Source organism: Streptomyces sp. NPDC001100, assembly GCF_053598575.1.
In genome coordinates this window covers 393,080-416,790 of the sequence record NZ_JBSFKO010000001.1, presented here as the reverse complement: position 1 = coordinate 416,790, position 23,711 = coordinate 393,080, and the positions used below count along the sequence as shown (strand labels likewise).

Sequence of the window (23,711 nt, the reverse complement as noted above, 5' to 3'; positions counted from 1 at the left end):
ATGACCGCCAGGGCACTTGAGGGCATCCGCGTCCTCGACATGACGCACGTCCAGTCCGGCCCCTCCGCCACCCAGCTCCTCGCCTGGCTCGGCGCCGACGTCGTCAAGCTGGAGGCACCGACCGGCGACATCACGCGCAAGCAGCTGCGCGACCTCCCGGACGTCGACTCCCTCTACTTCACGATGCTCAACTGCAACAAGCGCAGCATCACCCTCAACACCAAGACCGAGCGCGGCAAGGAGATCCTCACCGAGCTGATCCGGCGCTCCGACGTCATGGTCGAGAACTTCGGGCCGGGCGCGGTCGACCGTATGGGGTTCACCTGGGATCGCATACAGGAGATCAATCCCCGCATCGTGTATGCGTCCATCAAGGGTTTCGGGGACGGACCGTACACCAACTTCAAGGCGTACGAGGTCGTCGCGCAGGCCATGGGCGGGTCGATGTCGACCACCGGCTTCGAGGACGGGCCGCCGCTGGCCACGGGCGCTCAGATCGGCGACTCGGGCACAGGAGTGCATACAGTGGCCGGGATACTGGCGGCACTGTTCCAGCGGGAGAGCACCGGCCGGGGTCAGCGCGTCAACGTGGCCATGCAGCACGCCGTGCTGAACCTGTGCCGGGTGAAGTTGCGCGACCAGCAGCGGCTGGCGCACGGGCCGCTCGCCGAGTACCCGAACGAGGACTTCGGCGACGAGGTGCCCCGCTCGGGCAACGCGTCCGGCGGCGGACAGCCCGGCTGGGCGGTCAAGTGCGCGCCGGGCGGCCCGAACGACTACGTGTACGTCATCGTGCAGCCCGTCGGCTGGAAGCCGCTGACCGAGCTGATCGGCCGGCCGGAACTGGCCGAGGCCCCCGAGTGGGCGACGCCGGAGGCCCGGTTGCCGCAGCTCGCCAAGATGTTCCAGCTGATCGAGGAGTGGTCCGCCACCCTGCCCAAGTGGGAGGTGCTGGAGCAGCTCAACTCCCACAACATCCCGTGCGGGCCGATCCTGTCGACCAGGGAGATCATCGAGGACGCCTCGCTGGTCGCCAACGAGATGGTCGTGACGGTGCCGCATCCCGAGCGCGGCGAGTTCGTCACCGTCGGCAGCCCGCTGAAGCTCTCCGACTCCCCTGTGGACGTGACCAGTTCACCGCTGCTCGGCGAGCACAACGAAGAGGTCTACATGGGCGAACTCGGCCTGGGCGACGAAGAGTTGCGCCTCCTCAAGTCGAACGGGGTGATCTGACGTGATGGCGGAGGACCGGGTCCTGAAGGTGCGGGCGCTGCTCAACTCCGTGCGGACCGAGGGACGGTTCGCGCTGACCGCGCCCGAGGGCAAGGTGATCGCCGACGCGTACGGGATCGCCGTACCGGGTGAGGAGTTGGCGACGGACGTCGACGAGGCGGTGGCGTACGCGGCGCGGTTCGGCGGACCGGTGGTGATGAAGATCGTCTCGCCCGACATCCTGCACAAGACCGACGCGGGAGGCGTGATCGTCGGGGTCGAGGGCGCGGCGGACGTACGGGCCGCGTTCCACAGGATCGTCGACAACGCTCGGGCGTACGACGCCGACGCCCGTATCGAGGGCGTCCAGGTGCAGGAGTTGCTGCCGCAGGGGCAGGAGGTCATCGTCGGCGCGGTGACCGATCCGACGTTCGGGAAGGTGGTCGCGTTCGGGCTCGGCGGGGTGCTCGTCGAGGTGCTGAAGGACGTGACGTTCCGGCTGGCACCCGTGAGCGCGGACGAGGCGTTGTCCATGCTGGACTCGATCCGGGCGGCGGAGATCCTGCGCGGGGTGCGCGGCGCACCGGCCGTCGACCGGTGGGCGATCGCCGAACAGATCCGCCGGGTGTCCCAACTGGTCGCGGACTTCCCGGAGATCGCCGAGGTGGACCTCAATCCGGTGATCGCGACTCCGGAGGGCGCGGTCGCGGCCGACATCCGTGTCATCCTCGCCGAGTCGCAGCCGGTACCCCGTCGACGGTATACACGCGACGAGATCCTGACGACCATGCGCCGTCTCATGGAGCCGACCTCCGTCGCCGTGATCGGTGCCTCCAACGAGCAGGGCAAGATCGGCAATTCGGTGATGCGCAACCTCGTCGACGGCGGCTTCGCCGGCGAGATCCATCCGGTGAACCCCAAGGCCGATGACATCCTCGGCCGCAAGGCGTACAAGAGTGTCACGGACGTTCCCGGTGAGGTGGATGTGGCCGTCTTCGCCATTCCCGCCAAGTTCGTGGCAGCGGCGCTGGAGGAGGTGGGCCGCAAGAACATCCCCAACGCCGTCCTCATCCCGTCCGGGTTCGCGGAGACCGGTGAGGTCCAACTCCAGGAAGAAATAGTGGAGATAGCCGAGCGCTACGGCGTCCGCCTCCTCGGCCCGAACATCTACGGCTACTACTCGACCTGGCAGGACCTGTGCGCCACGTTCTGCACGCCGTACGACGTGAAGGGCGGGGTGGCGCTGACCTCGCAGTCCGGTGGCATCGGGATGGCCATCCTGGGGTTCGCGCGGACCACGAAGACGGGGGTGTCGGCGATCGTGGGGCTCGGCAACAAGTCGGACCTGGACGAGGACGACCTGCTGACCTGGTTCGGCGAGGACCCGCACACAGAGTGCATCGCGATGCATCTGGAGGATCTCAAGGACGGGCGCGCGTTCGTCGAGGCGGCGCGAAAGACCGTACCGCGCAAGCCGGTTGTGGTGCTGAAGGCGGGGCGTACGGCGGCGGGCGCGAAGGCCGCCGGGTCGCACACGGGCGCGCTGGCCGGCGACGACGCCATATACACGGACGTCCTGAAGCAGGCCGGTGTCATCCGGGCCCCCGGGCTCAACGACATGCTGGAGTACGCGCGCGGGCTGCCGGTGCTGCCAACTCCCAAGGGTGACAACGTAGTTATCATCACGGGCGCCGGCGGCAGCGGTGTGCTCCTCTCGGACGCCGTGACCGACAACGGCCTTTCCCTGATGGAGATCCCGCCGGATCTGGACGCGTCCTTCCGGGAGTTCATCCCGCCCTTCGGGGCCGCGGGCAACCCGGTGGACATCACCGGGGGCGAGCCGCCGTCGACGTACGAGGCGACGATCCGGCTCGGGCTGGAGGATCCGCGCATCCACGCGCTGGTCCTCGGTTACTGGCACACGATCGTCACTCCCCCGATGGTCTTCGCGGAGCTGACCGCGCGCGTGGTGGCCGAGTTCAGGGAGCGCGGCATCGAGAAGCCGGTGGTGGCGTCGCTCGCGGGTGACGTGGAGGTCGAGGAGGCCTGCCAGTACCTGTACGAGCGCGGGGTGGTGGCGTACCCGTACACGACGGAGAAGCCGGTGGCCGTGCTCGGCGCGAAGTACCAATGGGCGCGTGCGGCGGGGCTGTTGGGCGGTGGTTCATGACGTGAGCCGACGCGGGGCCGGCCGACAGTGCGGTCGGCCGGCCCCGGGGACCCGTGCGCACACGAAAGGCAATGGACAGGGGGCGCTGGCCAGAACTTTCGACGCAAGGGGCACTGAGCGATGGCAACAACGGACTGTTCGACGTCCGTCCCTTTCAGGGAGGTGACGGACCGTCACGGCCGCGTGTACCGCATCGGCGAATCCGATGTGGACATCATGGGCCGGAAGCGCAGGTGGATGGTCGTCCTGCCCTGGGTGGGCATGATGGGCATCAGTTCCGCCGAGTACGCGTTCACGTCGGCGGAGGACACGCTCCACGACGCGCATCTGTGGAGCAGTGGGCACATCTTCTGGCTGATGGGCGTCTGGGTGTTCTTCCAGGCGGCCGTGGCCTTTCCGGCCGGGCAGTTGCGGGAGAGCGGCCGACTTCCGGCCCGTACGGCCATGTTGATCGGCGCGCTCGGCACACTGCTGGGCTATCTGGCGCTGGCGTTCGCGCCGAACGTGCTCGTCGCGTATCTGGGATTCGGTATGTGCAGCGGCATCGGCGCCGGTCTTGTGTACGCGACCTGCGTGAACATGGTCGGCAAGTGGTATCCGGAGCGCAGGGGCGGCAAGACGGGCTTCGTCAACGGCGGATTCGCCTACGGCTCCGTACCGTTCGTGTTCCTGTTCACCTCGGTGCTCGACCTGGGCAACTACAGGCTGCTGCTCAGCCTGGTCGGCGTCGGGCTGTGCCTGGTGGTGGCCTCGGCGGGCTGGTTCTTCCGCGATCCGCCGAAGAACTGGTGGCCCGCGCACGTCGATCCGCTGAAGACGGCTCAGGACCCCAGGATCCGGCGGGCGTTGGAGAAGAACCCGCCGGCGGTCAAGCAGTACACACCCAGGGAGGCCGCCCGCACGCCCGTGCTCTGGATGATGTGGTTCTGTCTGCTGTGCACGGCCGGCATCAACATCTTCGGCATCGCCTTCCAGGTGCCGTTCGGCAAGGACATGGGCTTCGCGGGCGGGATCGTGGCCACGGCGATGTCCCTCAAGGCGATCGTCAACGGCACCGGGCGCGGGGTCATCGGCTGGATCTCCGACCGCTACGGCCGCCGTCACACGCTGATCATTGTATGCATTGTGCTGGGTACCGCCCAGTTCGGTGTGCTGGTCTCGGGCCAGCTGGGCAGCATGCCGTTCTTCCTGTTCTGCTCCATGGTCTCGGGTTTCGGCGGCGGGGCGATCTTCCCGCTGTTCGCGGCCATGACGGCCGACTACTTCGGTGAGAACCACAACGCCGGCAACTACGGGCTCGTCTACAGCTCGAAGCTGATCTCGGGGCTCGTGGGTTCCGGTCTGGGCGCGGTCGTCGTCGGTGAGTGGGACTACCACGGCGCGTTCGTGCTGGCCGGTTCCGTGGGCCTGGCCTCAGCGGTGCTGGCGCTCTTCCTCAAGGCTCCGGGCAGGCCCAGCACCCGGCGTATCGTCCCCAACCCGCACCCGCTCGGCGAGGAGATGGCGTGACATGACCGCAGATCCCATCACCACGAACGAATCCGGCGCCGCGAACCGTCCCTACCGTGAAGTGACCGACGCCAACGGCCGCGTGTACCGCGTCGGTGAGACCGACCGGGACATCCTCGGCCACTCGCGCAAGATCATGATCTATCTGCCGTGGATCGCCATGATGGCGATCAGTGTCTTCGAGTACGCGTACGGCTCGGCGGAGGACACCCTGTCCAGCGCGCACGGCTGGACGCAGAGCAACACCTTCTGGATCCTGAGTGTCTGGGTCTTCTTCCAGGCCGGCATCGCCTTCCCGGCGGGCTGGCTGCGGGAGAAGGGCATCCTGACGGCACGCAAGGCGATGTACACCGGCTCGGTGCTGTGTGTCGTCGGTTTCCTCGCGCTGTCCCACCTGGACAACGTGTGGCTGGCGATCATCGGCTTCGGCGTGATCGGCGGCATCGGCGCCGGTCTGGTCTACGCGACGTGCATCAACATGGTCGGCAAGTGGTTCCCCGAACGGCGGGGCGCCCGGACCGGGTTCGTCAACGGCGGCTTCGCGTACGGTTCGCTGCCGTTCATCTTCATCTTCAACTACGCCTTCGACACCGGGAATTACCACCGGGTCCTGGATCTGATCGGCTGTTACATCCTTGTCGTGGTGTTCGGGTGCGCGTTCTTCTTCAAGGACCCGCCGAGGAACTGGTGGCCCGCCGACATCGATCCGCTGACCTACGGCGGCAACGACAAGAGCGCGACGAGCCTCGCCAAGAACCCGCCCGCTGTACGGCAGTTCACCCCGAAGGAGGCCATCCGCACCGGCATGCTGCCGTTGATGTGGCTGTCGATCGTGCTGACCGCCGGGGTGTCGATCTTCGGGATCTCCTTCCAGGTCGACTTCGCGAAGGACGTGGGTTTCGGCCCGTTGGTGGCGGCCTCGTCGATGGGCGTCATGGCCGTCATCAACGGCATCGGCCGCGCGGTGGTCGGCTGGCTGTCCGACCTGTGGGGCCGCAAACTCACCCTGGTCTTCGTCATCGTCGTCCTGGGCCTCGCCCAGTTCGGCGTGATCTGGGCCGGTCATCTGCGCAGCGAGTGGCTGTTCCTGTTCTTCGCGTTCCTGTCCGGTTTCGGCGGCGGCGCCTTCTACCCGATGTTCGCCGCCCTGACCCCGGACTACTTCGGCGAGAACTTCAACGCCACCAACTACGGCCTGGTGTACAGCGGCAAGCTCATCAGCGGCCTGTTCGGCGGCGGCCTCGGCTCGATGGTGGTCGCGGCCTGGGGCTACAACGGGGCGTACGCACTGGCCGGCGGCGTCTCGATGGTGGCGGCGGCGATCGCGCTGCTGCTGCGCCAACCGGGGCGCGGGGACCGGGAGTCGGCGCCCGTTCCCCAACCACAGCCCGCCGCCTGACAGTTCGCCCCGCGTCACCGTCACCGGCATCGGCATCGGCACCGACCTACTTAGCCGGACCCACCCGATGGCCCTCCTCGATGCGGGAGGGCCATCGCGTTCGGCATCTGTCGGTACGTCAGGAGCGTTGTGGGGCTCAGGACTTCTCGCGCTCGTGGTACGACCGCCGGGTGTGCTCGGTGTGTTCGCGCATCAGCAGGCTCGCGCGCAGTTCGTCGCGGGCGGCGATCGCGTCGATCAGGTGGCGGTGCTCGATCCAGGACGTCAGGCCGCGCTGCCGGGCCACCGGCGTGTAGTACCAGCGGACTCGGCGGTCGACCTGCGCGGCGAGCTCGGCGAGGACGGCGTTGCCGGCCAGTTCCATGACCTTGGCGTGGAAGCGGGCGTTCAGGGTGACGGCGGCGTCCACGTCGTCGGCGTCGACGGCGCGCTCGCCCTCCGCGCACAGCTCCTCCAGGACGGCGATGCCCGCCTTGCCCGCGTTGGCGGCGGCGAGCCGGGCGGCCTCGGCCTCCAACAGGGTGCGTACGGTGAGGAGTTGGTCGGCCTCCTCCTCCGTCGGCTCGTGCACGAACGCACCCTGGGCGGGCCGCAAATCGACCCAGCCCTCGGTGTTGAGCCGCTGCAGCGCCTCCCGCACGGGCTGCCGCGACACTCCGAGGTGCCCGGCGAGTTCGCTCTCGACGAGATGCTGGCCGGGCTGCAGGGCGCGCGTGGTGATGAGTTCGAGCAGCGCCTCGTAGACACGGTCGCGCAGCGGGCCCGGGCGTTCGAGCTTGGGCACCGCTCCCTGTGGCAGTCCTGCGGACAACATCACGGTCCCCTCCTGGGCAGCACCGGCATTTCGCAGACAGTAGCCGTACGACCAAGTATCGATTGTCTTTCGTCTACAGTCTACGGTGCACAGTAGCCAGGAGCGGTGGGAGTCGGCCTCGTCACATCCGAGGGTGCAGCCGAAGACACGTCGGGGCGTGTGCGCAGGTCACGGGCACCGCACGACCTGGCCGGCGTACGACAGATTCCCGCCGAAGCCGAACAGCAGGACGGGGTCGCCGGTACGGACGGCTCCCTGTTCGACGAGTTTCGAGAACGCGAGGGGGATGCTGGCGGCGGAGGTGTTGCCCGATTGGACGACATCGCGGGCGACGACGGCGTTGACGGCGCCGATCTTCTCGGCGAGGGGCTCGATGATCCGCAGGTTCGCCTGGTGCAGGACGACGCCGGCGAGGTCGGCGGGGGTGAGGCCGGCCTTCTCGCAGGCCTTGCGGGCGATGGGCGGGAGCTGGGTGGTGGCCCAGCGGTAGACGCTCTGGCCCTCCTGCGCGAACCGCGGTGGTGTGCCCTCGATCCGTACCGCGTGGCCCATCTCGGGCACGGATCCCCACAGGACCGGTCCGATGCCGGGTTCATCGGCGGCCTCGACGACGGCGGCTCCCGCTCCGTCGCCGACGAGGACGCAGGTCGTGCGGTCGGTCCAGTCGGTGACCTCGGACATCTTGTCGGCGCCGATGACCAGGGCCCGTACGGCCGCTCCCGCGCGGACGGCGTGGTCGGCTGTGGCCAGGGCGTGGGTGAAGCCGGCGCACACGACGTTGACGTCCATGGCGGCGGGCGAGGGGATGCCGAGGCGGGCGGCGACGCGGGCGGCCATGTTCGGGGAGCGGTCGATGGCCGTGGAGGTGGCGACCAGGACGAGGTCGATGTCCCCGGGGGTCAGGCCGGCGGCGGCGAGTGCCTTGGCGGCGGCGTGCGCGGCCAGCTCGTCGACGGGTTCGTCGGGTCCGGCGATGTGGCGGGTCCTGATGCCGACCCGGGAGGTGATCCACTCGTGGCTGGTGTCGACCATGCCCGCCAGGTCCTCGTTGGTGAGTACCTTGGCGGGCTGGTAGTGGCCGACGGCGGCGATCCGCGTGCCGTTCATTGGGTGGTCCCCCTCGTTGCCTTGGGTAGCGGGATCCACCAGTCTTGCCAGTGACTCGCGGGTACGACGGCAGGTGATGCCACAGGAAACTGCCGTCCGGGTTGTCGGCTTCTGTCATCCGTCCTGTGGTCGACGGTATGCACCGAACATTCAGCCGGTGAACAGCTGCTTCGCCTTGAGGATCAGTTCGTAGAGGCCGTAGACGAGGGGTGCGCCGACCCAGAGCCAGGCGAAGGCGATCAGCGGTCGTCGGTCAGGCGGGCTCTGACTGCTGTCGTTCGACATCGGCGGCCTTCCTCGGGGCGGGGATGTGGTGGCGGGCGTTGACGGGGCGGACCAGTTCGTTGGCGACGAAGCCGATGACGAGCAGCCCGATCATGATGACGAAGGAGGTGTCGTAGAGGGACGCGCCGTGTTTGCCGGCGGCCTTCTGGTGGTCGGCGATCCAGTTCACGATCAGTGGTCCGAGAACGCCGGCGAGGGACCAGGCGGTGAGGAGCCGGCCGTGGATAGCGCCGACCTGGTAGGTCCCGAAGAGGTCCTTCAGGTACGCGGGTACGGTCGCGAAGCCGCCGCCGTAGAAGGAGAGGATCACCAGCGCGCACAGGATGAACAGCGGTTTCGAGGAATCGCCGAACAGCGCGATGAGCGCGTACATGATCGCGCCGACGCCCAGGTAGACGCGGTAGATGTTCTTGCGGCCGATCAGGTCGGAGGTCGACGACCAGCCGATACGGCCCGCCATGTTGGCCGCGGAGAGCAGCGCGACGAAGCCGGCGGCGGCCGACACCGAGACCGATGCGGAGGTGTCCGCGAAGAAGTCCGTGATCATCGGGGCGGCCTTCTCCAGGATGCCGATGCCCGCGGTCACGTTCATGCACAGGACGACCCACAGGCACCAGAACTGCGGGGTGCGCACGGCACTGTTGGCGGAGACCTGCACACCGGTGAGAGCGGGGGCGCCGGGCGCGTTCGCCGGGTCCTGAACACCCTCGGTGCGCGGCACCCGTACGAGCAGCACGCCGAGTGTCATGAAGACCGCATACGAAAGACCGAGGACGAGGAACGTCTGCGCGATGCCGGTGTTGTCGGAGCCGAACGACTTCAGCATCTGGGCGGACCACGGGGAGGCGATGAGCGCGCCGCCGCCGAAGCCCATGATGGCGATGCCGGTGGCCATGCCGGGCCGGTCCGGGAACCACTTGATCAGGGTCGAGACCGGTGAGATGTAGCCGATGCCGAGGCCGATCCCGCCGACGAAGCCGTAGCCGAGGACGATCAGCCAGAACTGCTTCGTCTCCGCGCCCAGTGCGGAGATCAGGAAGCCGGAGGAGAAGCAGATCAGGGCGACGGTCATCGCCCAGCGCGGTCCGTTGCGTTCGACGAGGGTGCCGCCGAACGCGGCCGAGAGGCCGAGCATGACGATGGCGAGCTGGAAGGGCAGCGCGCTCTGCGTGCCGCTGAGGTTCAGTGAGGATTCGAGCGGCGGCTTGAAGACGCTCCAGGCGTAGGCCTGGCCGATGGAGAGGTGCACCGAGAGGGCGGCGGGGGGAACCAGCCAGCGGCTCCACGCCGGGGGTGCTACTGGGGGACTCATGATCCCGGACGGTAGGGAGTGGCAAGGGAGTTGAGAAGGCGGCGCGTCGACCGTGTGCGATGAGCGGTATGCAGAGTGCGCCGAACGGTCGCCGCCACAACGGTCGTTGACGCAACGGTCGCTGTCCGAACCCTTGCCGACCCTCGACTCCATACTGTAGACAATATTTCGTCTACACTGTTCGTCGCCGCTCGACGCCGTCCGCACTGGCCGGACGGCAGCCACGGCAGCAACGGCAGCCACCTCCGCGGTACTCCCTCGACCGAACGGAGAGTCCCAGTGAAAGTCGCAGTCCTCGGCGCCGGTGCGATCGGCGCCTACGTCGGCGCCGCGCTCCACCGTGCGGGCGCCGAAGTACATCTCGTCGCCCGTGGACCGCATCTCGCGGCCATGAGGCAGCACGGCGTCCAAGTCCTCAGTCCGCGCGGCGACTTCACCGCCCGCGCCCATGCCACCGACGACCCGGCGGAGATCGGCCCGGTCGACTTCGTCCTCCTCGGTCTGAAGGCCAACTCGTACGCGGCGTGCGGGCCGCTCATCGAGCCCCTGCTGCACGACACCACGGCGGTGGTGGCGGCCCAGAACGGCATCCCGTGGTGGTACTTCCACGCGCACGGTGGCCCCTACGACGGGCAGCGCGTCGAGAGCGTGGACCCGGGCGGTGCGGTCAGTGCGGTGCTCGCGCCCGAGCGGGCCGTGGGCTGTGTCGTCTACGCGGCAACGGAGCTCGCGGGCCCGGGAGTTGTGCGTCATCTCGAAGGCACCCGGTTCTCGATCGGGGAGCCCGACCGGAGTGTCTCGGCGCGCTGTCTAGCGCTGAGCGAGGCCATGCGGGCCGGCGGGCTGAAGTGTCCGGTCGAGCCGGAGCTGCGCAACGACATATGGCTCAAGCTGCTCGGCAACATCTCCTTCAACCCGATCAGCGCGCTGGCCCGCGCCACCATGCGGCAGATGTGTCTGCACGGCGGTACCCGCAGGGTCATCGAGATCATGATGGCCGAGACGCTCTCGGTCGCCGAGGCCCTGGGCTGCGAGGTCGGCGTCTCCATCGAGCGGCGGCTCGCGGGCGCGGAGCGTGTCGGCGACCACCGCACCTCGACGCTCCAGGACCTGGAGCGCGGCAAGCCGCTCGAACTCGACGTACTGCTCGCGGCCGTCGTCGAGTTGGCCGGCATCACGGGGGTGGAGGTGCCCACCCTGCGCACCGTGCACGCCATCTCGGACCTGCTCGCGCTGGGGAGCGCCGCGCGAGGGAACGAGGACGGGCCGCACCCGCACTCGGCACGTGCAGGACAATGAGAGCGGGAGGGCCACCTCCGCATCAAGGGCCGTTTCGGCCACCAGCACGCACAGACACGTACAGAACCGGGGCTGATCAGGACATGGGACGAGTCACGGAACGACGCAAGGTGATCCGGATCCGCGACGGCGTGGTCTCCAGCCGGCCGGACACGCTCGTCGCCGAGGAGCCCCTGGAGATCCGGCTCAACGGCAAGCCGCTCGCGATCACCATGCGGACGCCGGGCGACGACTTCGCGCTCGCGGCCGGGTTCCTGGTCAGCGAAGGCGTACTGGCGACTGCATACGATCTGCGGAACATCGTGTACTGCGCGGGGGCGACGGTCGACGGCACGAACACCTACAACGTCGTCGACGTGCGGACCGCCCCGGACGTGGTGATTCCGGACATCACGCTGGAGCGGAACGTGTACACGACGTCGTCGTGCGGTCTGTGCGGCAAGGCGAGCCTGGACGCGGTCCGTACGACGACCCGCTGGCCGATCGCCGACACTCCCCCGGTCCGTGTCGAGCCCGCGCTGCTGGCGAGCCTCCCCGACCGGCTGCGGGCGGCCCAGCGGGTCTTCGACCGGACCGGGGGTCTGCACGCGGCGGCCCTGTTCAGCGAGGAGGGCGAGCTGCTGGACGTACGGGAGGACGTGGGCCGGCACAACGCGGTCGACAAGCTGGTCGGCCGTGCCCTGCAGAACGGGGACCTGCCGCTGTCCCGGGTGATCCTGCTCGTCTCCGGCCGGGCCTCGTTCGAGCTGGCGCAGAAGGCCGTGATGGCCGGGATCCCGGTGCTGGCGGCGGTGTCGGCGCCCTCGTCGCTGGCCGTGGACCTGGCGGCGGAGACGGGTCTGACCCTGGTGGGTTTTCTGCGGGGCAGCAACATGAACGTGTACGCGGGCGAGGACCGCATCGCCCTGCGGGCCGCGGCCGCCCAGGGCTGACGCCCTCGTCCCGCGGCACGGCGGCGGGGCCCCGGCCGGCGGGGAGCGCCCCCTGCGCCGCAGGGGCCCCGCCTCAGTCCCGGTCCTCGACGCCCTGTGCGGCCCGTACGAACGCCGTGACGAGGGGTGAGCGGTGGGTCGTCTCCCAGGCGAGGATCACCTCGTCGGGTTCGGCGTCGGTGACGGGGACGTAGGTGATGTCGGGCCGGGAGTACTGCTGGGCGACGGAGACGGGGACGAGGGTGATGCCCGCTCCGGAGGCGACGTTCTCGAACTTCTCCTCGATGCTGCGGATCGGTACGTCGTCGGGGTCGGGGTGGGGGTTGAGGTAGCGCAGCCAGGTCTCGCCGTCGAGGTCGGCGAGGACGAGGTCGGGTTTGCCGGCGAGCCGGTGTTCGGCGGGGAGCATGGCCACCCGGGGCTCGGTGAACAGCGGAAGCAGGGTGAGGCCCTGTTCGCGGACGGGGCGGCGCAGGTAGGCGAGGTCGACGGTGCCGTCGAGGATGAGCTGCTCCTGGTCGTCCCATTCGACCCGGCGGGCCTTGACCTCGGCGTCGGGGTGGGCGGCGGTGAAGGCGCGCAGCGCGGGGGTGATGACGACTCCGGCGCGGAAGCCGACGACGAGGCGGTGCGGCCCGTGTGCGGCGCGCTGCACCCTGCGGCGGGTGGCGTTCGCGGAGTCGAGCAAGGTTCGCCCTTCGTCGAGGAGTTGGCGTCCGGCCGCGGTCAAGGTCGCGCCGTGGCTGTCGCGTTCGAAGAGGGTGGCGTCCAAGTCCTTTTCCAGGGCCCGGATCTGACGGCTCAACACGGGTTGCGCGATGTGCAGTTGTTCGGCCGCGCGTCCGAAGTGGAGCAGTTCGGCCACCGCCACGAAGTAACGGACCTTCCGCAGGTCGAGGTCCATGGGTCCCGCTGCCTCCCTGCCGCTGCCATTGCCGTCGCTGTCGCCGTCGGCGATGCCTTCAGGGTATCGCCGTAGCCGGAAGAGGTCTTGGACGGCGGGGTGGTGGCGACCGCAGGCTGGACGACGTCACAGCAGCACGAAAGGGGCAGGTCATGGGAGTGCGAGGACAGCGGATCGTCGTCATCGGCGGTACGGCGGGCATCGGGCTGGCGGTCGCGGAGGCGGCCGGGCGGCAGGGCGCCCAGGTGGTGGTCGCCTCGCGTCGGCAGGAGAGTGTGGACGCGGCGTTGAAGCGGCTCCCGGACGACGCGGAGGGCCGGGTGCTCGACGCGAGCGACGAGGACGCGGTGCGGGACTTCTTCGCGGAGCTCGGCGGCTACGACCACCTGGTGTACACGGCGGGTGAGTCGCTGCTGATGGAGAGCGTGGCGGAGTCCGACCTCGGGCGGTCCAGGGCGTTCCTGGACACCCGGTTGTGGGGTGCGTACACGGCGGTGAAGTACGGTGCCGGGTCGATCCGGGCCGGCGGTTCGGTGGTGCTGACCACGGGTACCGTCGGGCGCAGGCCGATGTCCGGTACGTCCGTCGCGGCCGCGTTGTGCGGGGCGATGGAGTCGCTGACCCGGGCGCTGGCCCTGGAGCTGGCGCCGCTGCGGGTCAATGTGGTCGCGCCGGGTGTGGTCCGTACGGAGTTGTGGCGGGAGTTGGGTGAGGAGGACCGGGACGGACTGTTCGAGTCCGTCGCCGGGTCGCTTCCGGTCGGCCGGATCGGCGAGCCGGCCGATGTGGCCGAGGCGTATCTGTATCTGATGCGCGGCGGCTACAGCACGGGTTCGACGGTGGTCGTGGACGGCGGCACCGTCCTCGTCTGACGGGCCGGGCCGCACTTCTCAACCGCCTTGGGCGCAAGGGTGTCTCAGCCTCTCTGCGTGAGGCCCACCTCCGCCGCCGTCACGACCGACCCCAGCCGTGGGAAGTCGAGCTTGACCGACGCCTGGTGCTCGGCCGCGGTGAACGCGCTCATCGCGTCCTCGACGAAGACGAGGTCGTAGCCGAGGTCGCCGGCGGCGCGGGCGGTGGACTCCACGCCGAGGTTGGTGGCGATCCCGCCGAACACCAGGGTGTCGACGCCCCGTTGGCGCAGGCGCTCGTCAAGTCCCGTGCCCTGGAAGCCGCCGATCGTCCGTTTCACGATCTCCAGGTCGCCCTCCTTTGCCAGTCCGGCGGCGAGTCCGCTGCCGGAGGGCTGTTCGGTGATGCCGGGGCGTTCGACCCTGATCAGTACGACGAGCGCTCCGGCGGAGCGGAAGGCGGCGGCCAACTCCTCGGCCACGGCGAGGACTTCGGTGCCCTTGTACGGTTCGAGCGGCAGCGCGACGATGCGGTCCATCAGGTCGACGAGGACCAGGGCGGTGCGCGCGGGGTCGAGGGCGAGCCGGGGTTCGGGAGTCTGCGGTGGGGTCATGACGGAACGTTAGCTCCCGTCAGCCGTCCGTACCGGAGATCCGGATCAACAGGTCCATGAACCGGTCGCGTTCGGCCACCGTCAGTGGAGCGAGGAGCCGGTTGTTGGCCTCGCGGGCCGCCTTCTCGCACCGCTTCAGCAGCCGTGCGCCCTCCGCGGTGAGCGACACGGCGTTCTTGCGGCGGTCCGTCGGGTCCGGTTCGCGGACGACCAGGTGGGCGGCCTGGAGGTCGTTGAGGACGCCGACGAGGTCCTTGGGGTCGAGTCCGACACCGCGGCCGAGGTCGGCCTGGGCGACGGGGGCGAGGTCACGGACGGCGGAGAGGACCACGTGGTGCCACATCTTCAGGCCTTCGGCGGCGAGGGCCTCGGCGACCAGGGCCCGGCCGCGGGCGGCGGCTCGACCGAGGAGCCAGCTGGGGAGGGAGCGGATCGCGGGGAGGGGTGCTTCGGCCATGTGTGCAGCCTATCCGGAAATCGTTGGGCGTCCCCATGAAATCGTGAATACCATTGGGGCTCCCAACGATTTCTGGAGGTGCGATGCGTCGCGTCCGGTACGAGTCCACCGACGGCCCGCTGTTCCTGGAGGAGGCCCCCGTCCCCGCGCCGGGCCCCGGCGAGCTCCTCGTGCGCACCGAGGCTGTCGGGGTCACCCTGCCCGTCGTCCGCAAGGTCTCCGAGGCGGCCGAGCCGATCCCGCTGGGCGGCGAGATCGCGGGCGAGGTGGTCGCCGCAGGAGAGGGCGTGGCCCGCTTCGGGGTGGGCGACCGCGTGACGGGGCTGTGTTTCGGGCACGGTTACGCCGACTTCGCCGTCCTCCACGAGGCCATGGTCTCCCCCGTGCCCGGCGACGCCTCCGCCGTCGACGCGGTCGCGCTCGTCCGCAGCGGCCTGGTGGCCCTCGGCGCGCTGGACGCGGCCCGGCCCGAGCCCGGCGAGGCCGTACTGATCACGGCGGCGGCGAGCGGAGTGGGCCATCTCGCCGTGCAGTTGGCGAAGGTGCGGGGTGCGGGGCGGGTGGTGGGCGCGGTCTCCGATCCGGCGAAGGGCGACTTCGTGCGCGCCCTGGGTGCCGACGAGGTGATCACCTACGAGGAGTTGGGCTCGGTCGAGCCCGTCGACTGCGTCCTCGACGCGGTGGGCGGCGAGTTGCTCACCCCGGCCGTCGCCGCGCTGGTCCCGGGCGGGCGGCTCGTGGCGTACAGCTCGGGCGGCGGGACGATCCGGGCGTACGACCTTCTCGTGGGCGCCAAGTCCGTGATCGGGTTCCAGATGGCGCGGATCGCGCGCGGGAGGCCGGAGTTGTACGAGCGGTGGCGGCGGGAGCTGTGGCGGCTGTTCGCCGAGGGCGCCCTGAAGCCTTTCGTGCACGGGGAGTTCGGGTTCGCGGATGCGGCGAAGGCCCACGAGGTGATCGAGTCGCGGGGCAATCTGGGCAAGGTCGTGCTGCGTCCCTGAGACGTCGGCCCCTCCCCAGCGCTCTCGTCACCGTCGACTTCCGTGACGCCGACCGCTGCACGCTTCTTGTGAGGCCCCGGATGCCCCAACTAACGTCTGTGGCGTGCCCGTTGGACGTGGGATGTCCGGATGTAAAGACGAATGAAGGGCAGGTCGCATCACCATGCCGTCAAGTCTTCGCGCACGTCTGAGATCCACCCTCACCGCCGCACTCACCCTGGCCGCGCTGCTCATACTCCCGAGCCCGGCGCACGCCGCCACCCAAACCACCTCCCCCACCCCCGAGTTCGACCAGCAGGCCCTCTTCAAGGCGTCCCGGGATCCGGGCTACGCCTGCTTCCGGATCCCGGCCGTCGTCAGGACGAACGACGGGACGCTGCTCGCGTTCGCCGAGGGCCGGGTCCTCAACTGCGGTGACGCCGCCGACATCGACATCGTCGTCAAGCGCTCCACCGACGACGGCGCCACCTGGAGCCCGCTGCAGGTCGTCAACCACGGCGGCGGCGACACCCACGGCAACCCGGCGCCTGTCGTGGACCGGAGGACCGGCCGCGTCCTGCTCGCCGAGACGTACAACACGGGCCGTATGGACAGCGCCAGTTGCTCGGTCCCCTGCGACCGCACCCCGCATCTGCAGTACAGCGACGACGACGGCCTCACCTGGTCGCAGCCGCGTGACCTGAGCGACGAGATCCTGCCCCCGAACTGGAACTCCTGGTACGCCACCGGCCCCGTGCACGGCATCCAGCTCACCCGCGGCAAGCACAGGGGACGGCTCGTGTTCGGCGTCAACACCGAGACCTGGGACGGGAGTCGGGTCACCGCGAACAACGCGGCACTGATCGTGAGCGACGACGGCGGCGACCACTGGAGGATCGGCGCCACCGACTCGTACCCGATCGCGGCCGACGGGACCTGGCGGCAGAAACCGTCCGAGCTGACGATGACCGAACGCACCGACGGCTCCATCCTGGTCAGCGGGCGGGAACAGGACGGCACCGACCTCGGCCACCGCACCCAGGCGGTCAGCCGCGACGGCGGCGACAGCTTCACCGCGCCCTTCCGCGACCTGCCCGACCTGTACGCCCCGCAGGTCCAGTGCGCCACCCTCGGCCTCGGCTCCCGCATCCTGCTGTCCTGCGACGCGGACCCCGACCGCCGCCGGACGATGATGATCCGCTCCTCCTACGACGGCGGGCGCACCTGGGACAGCGTGGACCGCGGCACGGTGGTGACGAGGGACTGGTCCGGTTACTCGGACATGGCGCGCATCGACGGGGACACGGTGGGCCTGCTCTACGAGGGCGGCGCGGTGTCGGCGACCGACGAGATCCGTTTAGCCCGCTTCAACGAGGCCTGGCTGCAACCGCGTCGGGGCCCGGACCCGACGACCGCCGACCTCGCCCCGCACGCCAGGAGCGCGGCCGTGCTCGGCGGCGCCCAGGAGACGGACGGCGTGTCGGGCGGCGCCCTGTCCTTCGACGGTGTCGACGACGCCGTACGACTGCCCTACAGCGACCGACTGCCCCTGGGGACAAAGGACTTCACGGTCTCCCTCTGGTTCCGCTACACCGCGACGACCGGCGACCAGCCGTTCCTGTGGATGGGCGGGGTCGGCACCAGCCAGCCGCAGGTGTGGCTGCGTGGCGAGCCCGCCGGCAACCACGTGCGGGCGCTGATCACCACCCGGGACGGTGCGACGGCCGTCCACACCACCTCCGTGGTGACCGCCGGTGCCTACAACGACGGGCAGTGGCATCATGCGGTTGTACGGCGCGGCGGTGGGCAGTTGACGCTGTCCGTGGACGGAACGACGGTGAGCACGGCGGACGTCGTGGGGTCCGTCAGCCGCAACTCGCCGTTCGGCGTGCACCTCGGTCAACGCGTGGACAGTCTGGTGTACTTCACCGGCTCCCTCGACGAAGTCCACGTGTGGGACCGGCTGTTGACGGACGACGAGCTGGCCGCACAGGATCCGCCGGCCGCCGGGACCGTGCTGTGGCTGCCCATGGACCGCGTGAGCGGCAGCCACTAACGTCCCGGGCGTGCCCGAGGACCGGCGCGCGCGACAGCGGACGGGAGTCGGGGTCGGCCTGCTGCTGACCCTGGCTCTCGCGGCCGTGCTGCTCACCGCCCTCCCGAAGGACCGCGACCGGGAGGGCGGCGGCGCGTGCACGGCCCGTACGGTGCGCTCCTGGTCGGCCGACACGAAGCTCACGAACTCCTTTGCCGCGTACGGCGACGACGCGACCCGCACCGACGACTGGACCGGCGGCGACGGCACCCACTCGGTGCGGCTGCCGGACGGGCGGGTGCTGTGGCTGTTCTCCGACACCTATCTCGGCCAGGTCCACGGCCCGCCCAACCCGGTGGGCGAGTCGTACGTCTGGCGGGACACCGCGGCGCCGCTGGTGCGGAACTCGGCGGTGGTGATGCGCGACGGACACCCCCGACTCACGCTCCCCGCACCGCTGTTCCCCGATCCGGGCCCGAACGAGTGGCGTTGGCCGGTCGCGGCCCGTGTCGAGCCCCGCTCCCCCGGCTCGGCCGAGTCGGTCGTACGGGTGCTGCTGTGGACGCGGACGGCGGGGGCGTATCCGTGGATCTACGGGGTGCCGACCGCGACGGAGGTGGCCACGCTGTCGCTGCCGGATCTGCGGGTGGAGTCGATCGTGAAGGTCTTCGACCAGCACTTGGTCCAAGATCCGTCCCGGCGGGTGCAGTTCGGGACGACGCTGGTCGCGGCGGGCGGGTGGACGTATGTCTTCGGCGGGAACGACGCGCAGGCGGCGGCCCGGCCGACGTCCTCGGCGTATGTGGCGCGGGTGCCGGAGGGGCGGCTCGGGGAGCCGGGTGCCTGGGAGTACTGGGACGGTTCGGCGTGGACGGCCCGGGCCGGGCCGCGGCCGGTGCTCGGGGACGGTCACCACATCGGTGTGGGGAGCGCGTTCTCGGTGGTGCGGGACGGGGCGACGTACGTCCTGTTCACGATGGCGGCGGGCAGCCGGGGGCTGACCACCGTGACCTCGTACTGGGCCTGTTCGCCCGTCGGGCCGTGGCACGGGCCGGCCCGGGGATTCAGTCCGCCGCTGCCGGCCGGGCAGGTCGCCGCGTACAACCCGCAGACGCATCCGGCGCTCGGCGGCGACGGGCGGATCGTGCTCAGCTATGACGTCAACTGGCTGGACGCGACGGCCACTTCGGCGGCCTGGAACCTCAGCCGGAACGTGTCGCTGTACCGACCGCGCTTCGTGACCCTGCGGTTGGGGCCGCCGTCCCGGTGACCTCGGGCTGCGGATCGCGGGCGCGGCGCTTGGCGATGACGGCGCACACCATGAGCTGCATCTGGTGGAAGAGCATCAGCGGCAGTACGGCGAGGGAGGCGTGGGCGCCGAACAGGACGCTGGCCATGGGGAGTCCGGAGGCGAGGGACTTCTTCGAGCCGGCGAACTGGATGGCGATCCGGTCCTCCCGGCCGAAGCGCAGCGCCTTGCCGCCGTACCAGGTCAGGGTGAGCATCACGGCGAGGACGACCGCCTCGACGGCGAGCAGTCCGGCCAGGCGCAGGGCGCTGACCTGGTGCCAGATGCCCTGGACCATGCCCTCGCTGAACGCGGTGTAGACGACGAGGAGGATCGAGGCGCGGTCGACGTAGCCGAGGACCTTCTTGTGCCGGGTGATGAACCCGCCGATCCAGCGTCGCAGCAGCTGCCCGGCGAGGAACGGCACGAGGAGCTGCAGCACGATCTTGACGACGGAGTCGGCGGAGAAGCCGCCCGCGTTGCCGCCGAGCAGGGCGGCGGCCAGCAGCGGGGTGATGACGATGCCGGCGAGGGAGGAGAAGGAGCCGGCGCAGATCGCGGCGGGCACGTTGCCGCGTGCGATCGAGGTGAACGCGATCGAGGACTGGACGGTCGAGGGGACGAGGGTGAGGAAGAGGAGCCCCTGGTAGAGGGGGTGGGTCAGGAGCACCGGGACGAGGCCGCGGGCGGCCAGGCCGAGCAGCGGGAAGACGACGAAGGTGCAGGCCAGGACGGTGGTGTGCAGGCGCCAGTGCTTGAGGCCGTCGAGTGCCTCGCGGGTGGAGAGGCGGGCGCCGTAGAGGAAGAAGAGGAAGGCGATGGCGGCCGTGGAGGCGCCCGAGGCGATGTCGGCGCCGGTGCCCCTGGCGGGGAGGAGTGCGGCGATACCGACCGTCCCGAGGAGCAGGAGGATGTAGGGGTCGATCGGCATCCGACTGGGCCATCGCAGGCGTTTCACTGTGCTCCACCGTCTCGCTGTACGTCCGCCCGTCCGGCGCGGACTGGTGCCCTCCCCATCGTCCTCTTCCGCCGCTTGATCGGGAATCCGTCATACCGCTCTGACTGCCATCACGTTTCGCGATGACCGGATACCGTGTATGCCATGGTGTATGCCATGTACGACCTCTCTCACCTGCGGACATTCCTCGCGGTGTCCCAGACGCTGAGTTTCACGCAGGCCGCGCGGCGGCTCGGGCTGCGCCAGTCGACGGTGAGCCAGCATGTGCGGCGGCTGGAGGACGCGACGGGACGGCAGTTGTTCACCCGGGACACGCACTCCGTGGAACTGACCGAGGACGGCGAGGCGATGCTGGGTTTCGCGCGCCGGATCCTGGAGGTGCAGGAGCAGGCGTCGGCGTTCTTCACCGGCACCCGGCTGCGCGGCCGGCTGCGCTTCGGGGCGTCCGAGGACTTCGTGCTGACCCGGCTGCCGGAGATCCTGGAGGGCTTCCGCCACGACCATCCCGAGGTCGACCTGGAACTGACGGTGGAGCTGTCCGGGACGCTGCACGAGCAACTGGCGGCCGGGAAGCTGGACCTGGTGCTGGCGAAGCGGCGGGCCGAGGATCCCCGCGGTGAACTGGTGTGGCACGACAAGCTGGTGTGGATCGGCGCGGAGCGGCTGCGCCTGGACGCGGACCGTCCGGTGCCGCTGATCGTCTATCCGCCGCCTGGGATCACTCGGGCCCTGGCCATGGAGGCACTTGAGCGGCAGGGGCGGGCCTGGCGCATCGCCTGTACGAGCGGCAGTCTCAACGGGCTGATCGCCGCCGCCCGGGCGGGACTCGGGGTGATGGCGCACTCGAAGGGGCTGGTGCCGCCGGGACTCGTACGGGTGCCGGAGCGGGCGGGGTTGCCGGAATTGGGCGAGGTCGATTTCGTACTCGTGCACGGGCGGCGCAGGGTTTCCGCACAGGGGGCGGCGGACGCGCTGGCGGCGGCAATTCTGGCGGGTGGGGATCGGCTGCATCGGCGCGGTCCGTAATATCGGCGGTATCGGCGGTATCGGCGCTCTATTGCGGGGCGATGCCGATGCCGAATTCCGCGAGGGCGAGAAATGACGTCGTAGAAGAAATACCGACCGAGAGAACATGCGACGGCGGGCGGCGCTGTCGGTCAGGAGCAGCGCCGCCCGCTCATGGGGATCAGGAGAACGAGAACTCTCCTCCGTAGTCGGTGTCGTGGTCGCGGTAGACGCTGCTGTAGCCGAGTTCGCTGGTGTCGACGACGCCGTTCTCGACCGCGAACTCGATCCAGACGCCGGGGCCGTCGATGCGTACGTAGTCGCCGGCGGTGTCCAGGTCGGTGGTGCCGGAGTAGGAGATGTAGGTGTCGTCGAGTTCCGACTTGTAGGTGCTCAGGGTGGCGGCGGCGGTCGTGTCGTCGGCGGCCTCGACCCAGGGGGTGATGGCGTCGAGGATCAACTGCTGCTGGTCGTCGGTGAGTTCGCTGCCCGCGATGCCTTCCTTGGTGGTGGGGAAGGCGCCGTCGCCGTCCGGGCCGAGCACGACGTCGGTGGTGGTGTCGGTGAGCTGCGCCTCGGTCAGTTCGTCGTCGGTCAGGCCTTCGAGCATCGAGACCAGGCCGTCGTGCATCCCGGACAGGGGTGCGTAGGTGGTGTCGTCGTCGGTCCAGCTGACGGGTTCGACGCCGGCGAAGTACGGGGTGGCGCCGACGACCTCTCCGTCCTTGTAGGTGAGGTTGACGGCCAACTGGTCGCCGCCGAAGTGCAGTTGCCAGGTGCCAGTGGTGCTGGGGGTGCCCAGGAAGGCGAGGTAGTAGTTGCCGCTGCCGTAGCTGCTGTCGGTCTCGCCGAGGACGTCGTCGGCCGCGAGGATCTGGGAGATCTGGTCGTAGCCGGTGTCGCTGCCGGTGCCCGTGGCGGCCTCGACGACCGCCTTGGCCGCGGCGAGCTGGGTGTCGCCGAGGGAGCCGAGTTCGATGCCGACCCGGCAGGTCGCACCGCAGGAGAGGTTGGACCAGGCGACGGCGTTGGCCTGGGTGAAGTCGAGGAGTACGTCGGCCTGTTGGTCGTCGTCGAGGGTGTCGAGGAAGGTGTTGGCCGCGTCGACGACGTCCGAGACGGAGGTGCCGGTCCCGGCGGAGTTCGAGGGCACGACGGCGGACGGGCGGGCGGATCCGGATGTGGACGGGGAGGTGGATCCGGGGGTGGTCCGGGACGAGGATGGGGATGGGGATCCGGAGTCCGGGGCGGAGGCGCTGCTGGACGGGTCGGACTGGACGGATGCGGCGTTCGCGGTCGCGTAGAGCCCGCCGCCGAGGAGGGCCGTCGCCGCGGCCAGGGCCCCCACCACCTTCCTGTGCCGTCCCAGGGACCTGCGGTGAGCGTTTTTGGTCTTCAATTCGATATTCCCTTCAGGGGTCTCGCCCTGAGGACTTCCGATGATTTTTTCCGGCCCCGGAAAAGATCTTTCCGGAAATCCCCGCGGCATCGCTTTGGACGAGCCACATTCGATCGCCGAACACTGTGATTCACGCCTCCGAGTGCTTGGCGTTGAGCATGATTTATCTTGAACTTACTTTGAGGGAGCGCGAGTTGAGGGCGAGTTGAGCGGAAGCGTCCGGTACGTCAGTTGTTTGACCCGGCGCAGGAACGGGCTCGCCTCCACGTGCCGCACCCCGTCGAGTTGTCCGAGGGGTCCGCTGAGGTAGTCGTAGAGCCCGGCCGTGTCCTTCACGACGGCCGTCACGACGATGTTGGACGTGCCGGCCGTGGCGGACGCGTAGGCGATCTGGTCGTGCGTGGCCAGTGCCTCGCCGACCGAGTGGAGTGCCGCGGGGGTCGCCGTGATCCACAGCACGGCGGCACGCATGTATCCGAAGACCTCGGAGTCGTACTCGATGTCGATGTACACCGCTCCGGAGCCGATCAGCGCGGCGAGGCGGCGTTTGACGGCGGACTCGGAGCGGCCGGTGGCGCGCTGGAGTTCGGGGTAGGTGGCGCGTCCGTCGCGTTCGAGTACGGCGATCAGGGCCTCGTCGTCCGGTTCGATGCGGGCGGGGCCCGGGGTCGGCGCCGGTTCGGGGAGCAGGGCGGCGATCTGGTCGTCCGCCAGCACGTCGAAACGGCGGAGCCAGCCCGTGGGGCCGCCGTAGAAGCGGTGCAGCATCTGGTGGGCGCGGATGTCCAGGACGCTGGGGGTGCGCGGGAGTTTTCCGAGCAGGAGGTCGTCGTAGTCGCCGGGGGTGCGCGGGCGGGTCAGGCAGACGATCTCGGTGCCGCCGGAGGCGAGGCCGATCCAGGCGGTGTCGGGGCGCTTGGCGAGGGCGTCGGCGATGTTGAGGGCGTTGTCGGGGGCGCAGCGCAGGCGCAGCATCCACTGGTCCTGACCGAGGCGTTCGGCGTCGCGGATGGCGACGACGCGCAGGCCGGCCTCGGCGGTGAGTCGGCGGAAGCGGCGGGCGACGGTCTGGTCGGAGGCGCCGAGAACCGCGCCGAGGCGGCTGAAGGAGGCGCGGCCGTTGATCTCCAGCGCGGTGAGGAGTTCCATGTCGAGCCGGTCGAGGGTGTCGGATTCCATCT

The 23,711-nt window shown here is 69.7% G+C and carries 21 protein-coding genes; 11 read left to right on the top strand and 10 right to left on the bottom strand.

All coding sequences use genetic code 11. The features are described 5' to 3' along the window. The 4 genes from frc (at window position 1) to ACWDEW_RS01845 (ending at window position 6,290) form a co-directional block, all read left to right on the top strand. Window positions 1–1,233: a formyl-CoA transferase gene (frc, locus tag ACWDEW_RS01860; RefSeq protein ID WP_450508603.1), complete on the top strand. Its 1,233-nt coding sequence runs from the start codon at window positions 1–3 to the stop codon at window positions 1,231–1,233. Between the two features lie 4 nt (window positions 1,234–1,237). Then, window positions 1,238–3,382, top strand: coding sequence for an acetate--CoA ligase family protein (locus ACWDEW_RS01855; RefSeq protein WP_450508601.1), 2,145 nt, complete (start codon window positions 1,238–1,240; stop codon window positions 3,380–3,382). 120 nt (window positions 3,383–3,502) lie between these two features. Continuing rightward, on the top strand, window positions 3,503–4,891 hold the full coding sequence (locus ACWDEW_RS01850) for an OFA family MFS transporter (protein ID WP_450508599.1): 1,389 nt from the start codon (window positions 3,503–3,505) through the stop codon (window positions 4,889–4,891). A 1-nt stretch (window position 4,892) separates the two neighbouring features. Further along, window positions 4,893–6,290 carry an OFA family MFS transporter gene (locus ACWDEW_RS01845; protein WP_450508597.1) on the top strand — a complete coding sequence of 466 codons (1,398 nt, stop codon included), beginning with the start codon at window positions 4,893–4,895 and terminating at the stop codon, window positions 6,288–6,290. Window positions 6,291–6,426: 136 nt separating this feature from the next. Here ACWDEW_RS01845 and ACWDEW_RS01840 read toward each other — a convergent pair whose 3' ends face one another. The 4 genes from ACWDEW_RS01840 to ACWDEW_RS01825 form a co-directional block, all read right to left on the bottom strand. Further along, window positions 6,427–7,104 carry a GntR family transcriptional regulator gene (locus tag ACWDEW_RS01840; protein ID WP_450508758.1) on the bottom strand — a complete coding sequence of 226 codons (678 nt, stop codon included), beginning with the start codon at window positions 7,102–7,104 and terminating at the stop codon, window positions 6,427–6,429. Window positions 7,105–7,272: 168 nt separating this feature from the next. Continuing rightward, window positions 7,273–8,211 carry a beta-ketoacyl-ACP synthase III gene (locus ACWDEW_RS01835; RefSeq protein ID WP_450508595.1) on the bottom strand — a complete coding sequence of 313 codons (939 nt, stop codon included), beginning with the start codon at window positions 8,209–8,211 and terminating at the stop codon, window positions 7,273–7,275. Window positions 8,212–8,361: 150 nt separating this feature from the next. Next, on the bottom strand, window positions 8,362–8,496 hold the full coding sequence (locus tag ACWDEW_RS01830; protein WP_019073074.1) for an MFS transporter small subunit: 135 nt from the start codon (window positions 8,494–8,496) through the stop codon (window positions 8,362–8,364). Then, the gene (locus ACWDEW_RS01825) at window positions 8,465–9,808 is read right to left on the bottom strand and encodes an OFA family MFS transporter (RefSeq protein WP_450508593.1); all 1,344 of its coding nucleotides are present in this window, start codon (window positions 9,806–9,808) and stop codon (window positions 8,465–8,467) included. Before ACWDEW_RS01825 ends, ACWDEW_RS01830 begins: the two co-directional genes overlap by 32 nt. A gap of 279 nt (window positions 9,809–10,087) precedes the next feature. Between ACWDEW_RS01825 and ACWDEW_RS01820 the strand changes: the two genes are divergently transcribed. After that, complete coding sequence (locus tag ACWDEW_RS01820; protein ID WP_450508592.1) at window positions 10,088–11,107, top strand: 2-dehydropantoate 2-reductase; 1,020 nt, start codon at window positions 10,088–10,090, stop codon at window positions 11,105–11,107. An 83-nt stretch (window positions 11,108–11,190) separates the two neighbouring features. After that, window positions 11,191–12,039: a formate dehydrogenase accessory sulfurtransferase FdhD gene (fdhD, locus tag ACWDEW_RS01815; protein WP_450508590.1), complete on the top strand. Its 849-nt coding sequence runs from the start codon at window positions 11,191–11,193 to the stop codon at window positions 12,037–12,039. A 73-nt stretch (window positions 12,040–12,112) separates the two neighbouring features. On the opposite strand, the gene ACWDEW_RS01810 is transcribed toward fdhD, so the two are convergent. Beyond that, complete coding sequence (locus ACWDEW_RS01810) at window positions 12,113–12,943, bottom strand: LysR family transcriptional regulator (RefSeq protein WP_450508589.1); 831 nt, start codon at window positions 12,941–12,943, stop codon at window positions 12,113–12,115. 152 nt (window positions 12,944–13,095) lie between these two features. Between ACWDEW_RS01810 and ACWDEW_RS01805 the strand changes: the two genes are divergently transcribed. Then, a complete protein-coding gene (locus tag ACWDEW_RS01805; RefSeq protein WP_450508587.1) occupies window positions 13,096–13,815 on the top strand; it encodes an SDR family oxidoreductase in 720 nt (239 codons plus the stop codon). Between the two features lie 44 nt (window positions 13,816–13,859). Here the strand turns inward: ACWDEW_RS01805 and ACWDEW_RS01800 are convergent, their stop codons facing one another. Continuing rightward, window positions 13,860–14,408, bottom strand: coding sequence for an isochorismatase family protein (locus ACWDEW_RS01800; RefSeq protein WP_450508585.1), 549 nt, complete (start codon window positions 14,406–14,408; stop codon window positions 13,860–13,862). 19 nt (window positions 14,409–14,427) lie between these two features. Further along, window positions 14,428–14,865, bottom strand: a complete 438-nt coding sequence (locus ACWDEW_RS01795) for a MarR family winged helix-turn-helix transcriptional regulator (protein WP_450508583.1) — start codon at window positions 14,863–14,865, stop codon at window positions 14,428–14,430. Between the two features lie 83 nt (window positions 14,866–14,948). Between ACWDEW_RS01795 and ACWDEW_RS01790 the strand changes: the two genes are divergently transcribed. The 3 genes from ACWDEW_RS01790 to ACWDEW_RS01780 all read left to right on the top strand — a co-directional run bounded on the left by ACWDEW_RS01790 (window position 14,949) and on the right by ACWDEW_RS01780 (window position 19,150). Next, a complete protein-coding gene (locus tag ACWDEW_RS01790; protein WP_450508581.1) occupies window positions 14,949–15,866 on the top strand; it encodes a quinone oxidoreductase family protein in 918 nt (305 codons plus the stop codon). Window positions 15,867–16,029: 163 nt separating this feature from the next. After that, window positions 16,030–17,901, top strand: a complete 1,872-nt coding sequence (locus ACWDEW_RS01785; RefSeq protein ID WP_450508579.1) for an exo-alpha-sialidase — start codon at window positions 16,030–16,032, stop codon at window positions 17,899–17,901. Window positions 17,902–17,911: 10 nt separating this feature from the next. Continuing rightward, complete coding sequence (locus tag ACWDEW_RS01780; RefSeq protein WP_450508577.1) at window positions 17,912–19,150, top strand: DUF4185 domain-containing protein; 1,239 nt, start codon at window positions 17,912–17,914, stop codon at window positions 19,148–19,150. Here the strand turns inward: ACWDEW_RS01780 and ACWDEW_RS01775 are convergent. Continuing rightward, window positions 19,083–20,099, bottom strand: coding sequence for a bile acid:sodium symporter family protein (locus ACWDEW_RS01775; protein ID WP_450508576.1), 1,017 nt, complete (start codon window positions 20,097–20,099; stop codon window positions 19,083–19,085). The two genes, ACWDEW_RS01780 and ACWDEW_RS01775, sit on opposite strands and share 68 nt — an antisense overlap. A gap of 183 nt (window positions 20,100–20,282) precedes the next feature. Between ACWDEW_RS01775 and ACWDEW_RS01770 the strand changes: the two genes are divergently transcribed. Next, window positions 20,283–21,152 carry a LysR substrate-binding domain-containing protein gene (locus ACWDEW_RS01770; RefSeq protein WP_450508756.1) on the top strand — a complete coding sequence of 290 codons (870 nt, stop codon included), beginning with the start codon at window positions 20,283–20,285 and terminating at the stop codon, window positions 21,150–21,152. Window positions 21,153–21,312: 160 nt separating this feature from the next. Here the strand turns inward: ACWDEW_RS01770 and ACWDEW_RS01765 are convergent, their stop codons facing one another. Together ACWDEW_RS01765 and ACWDEW_RS01760 are read right to left on the bottom strand one after the other, a co-directional pair. Next, a complete protein-coding gene (locus ACWDEW_RS01765) occupies window positions 21,313–22,479 on the bottom strand; it encodes a DUF3500 domain-containing protein (protein WP_450508574.1) in 1,167 nt (388 codons plus the stop codon). A 225-nt stretch (window positions 22,480–22,704) separates the two neighbouring features. Continuing rightward, the gene (locus ACWDEW_RS01760) at window positions 22,705–23,709 is read right to left on the bottom strand and encodes an Lrp/AsnC family transcriptional regulator (RefSeq protein ID WP_450508754.1); all 1,005 of its coding nucleotides are present in this window, start codon (window positions 23,707–23,709) and stop codon (window positions 22,705–22,707) included. Window positions 23,710–23,711: the final 2 nt, after the last annotated feature.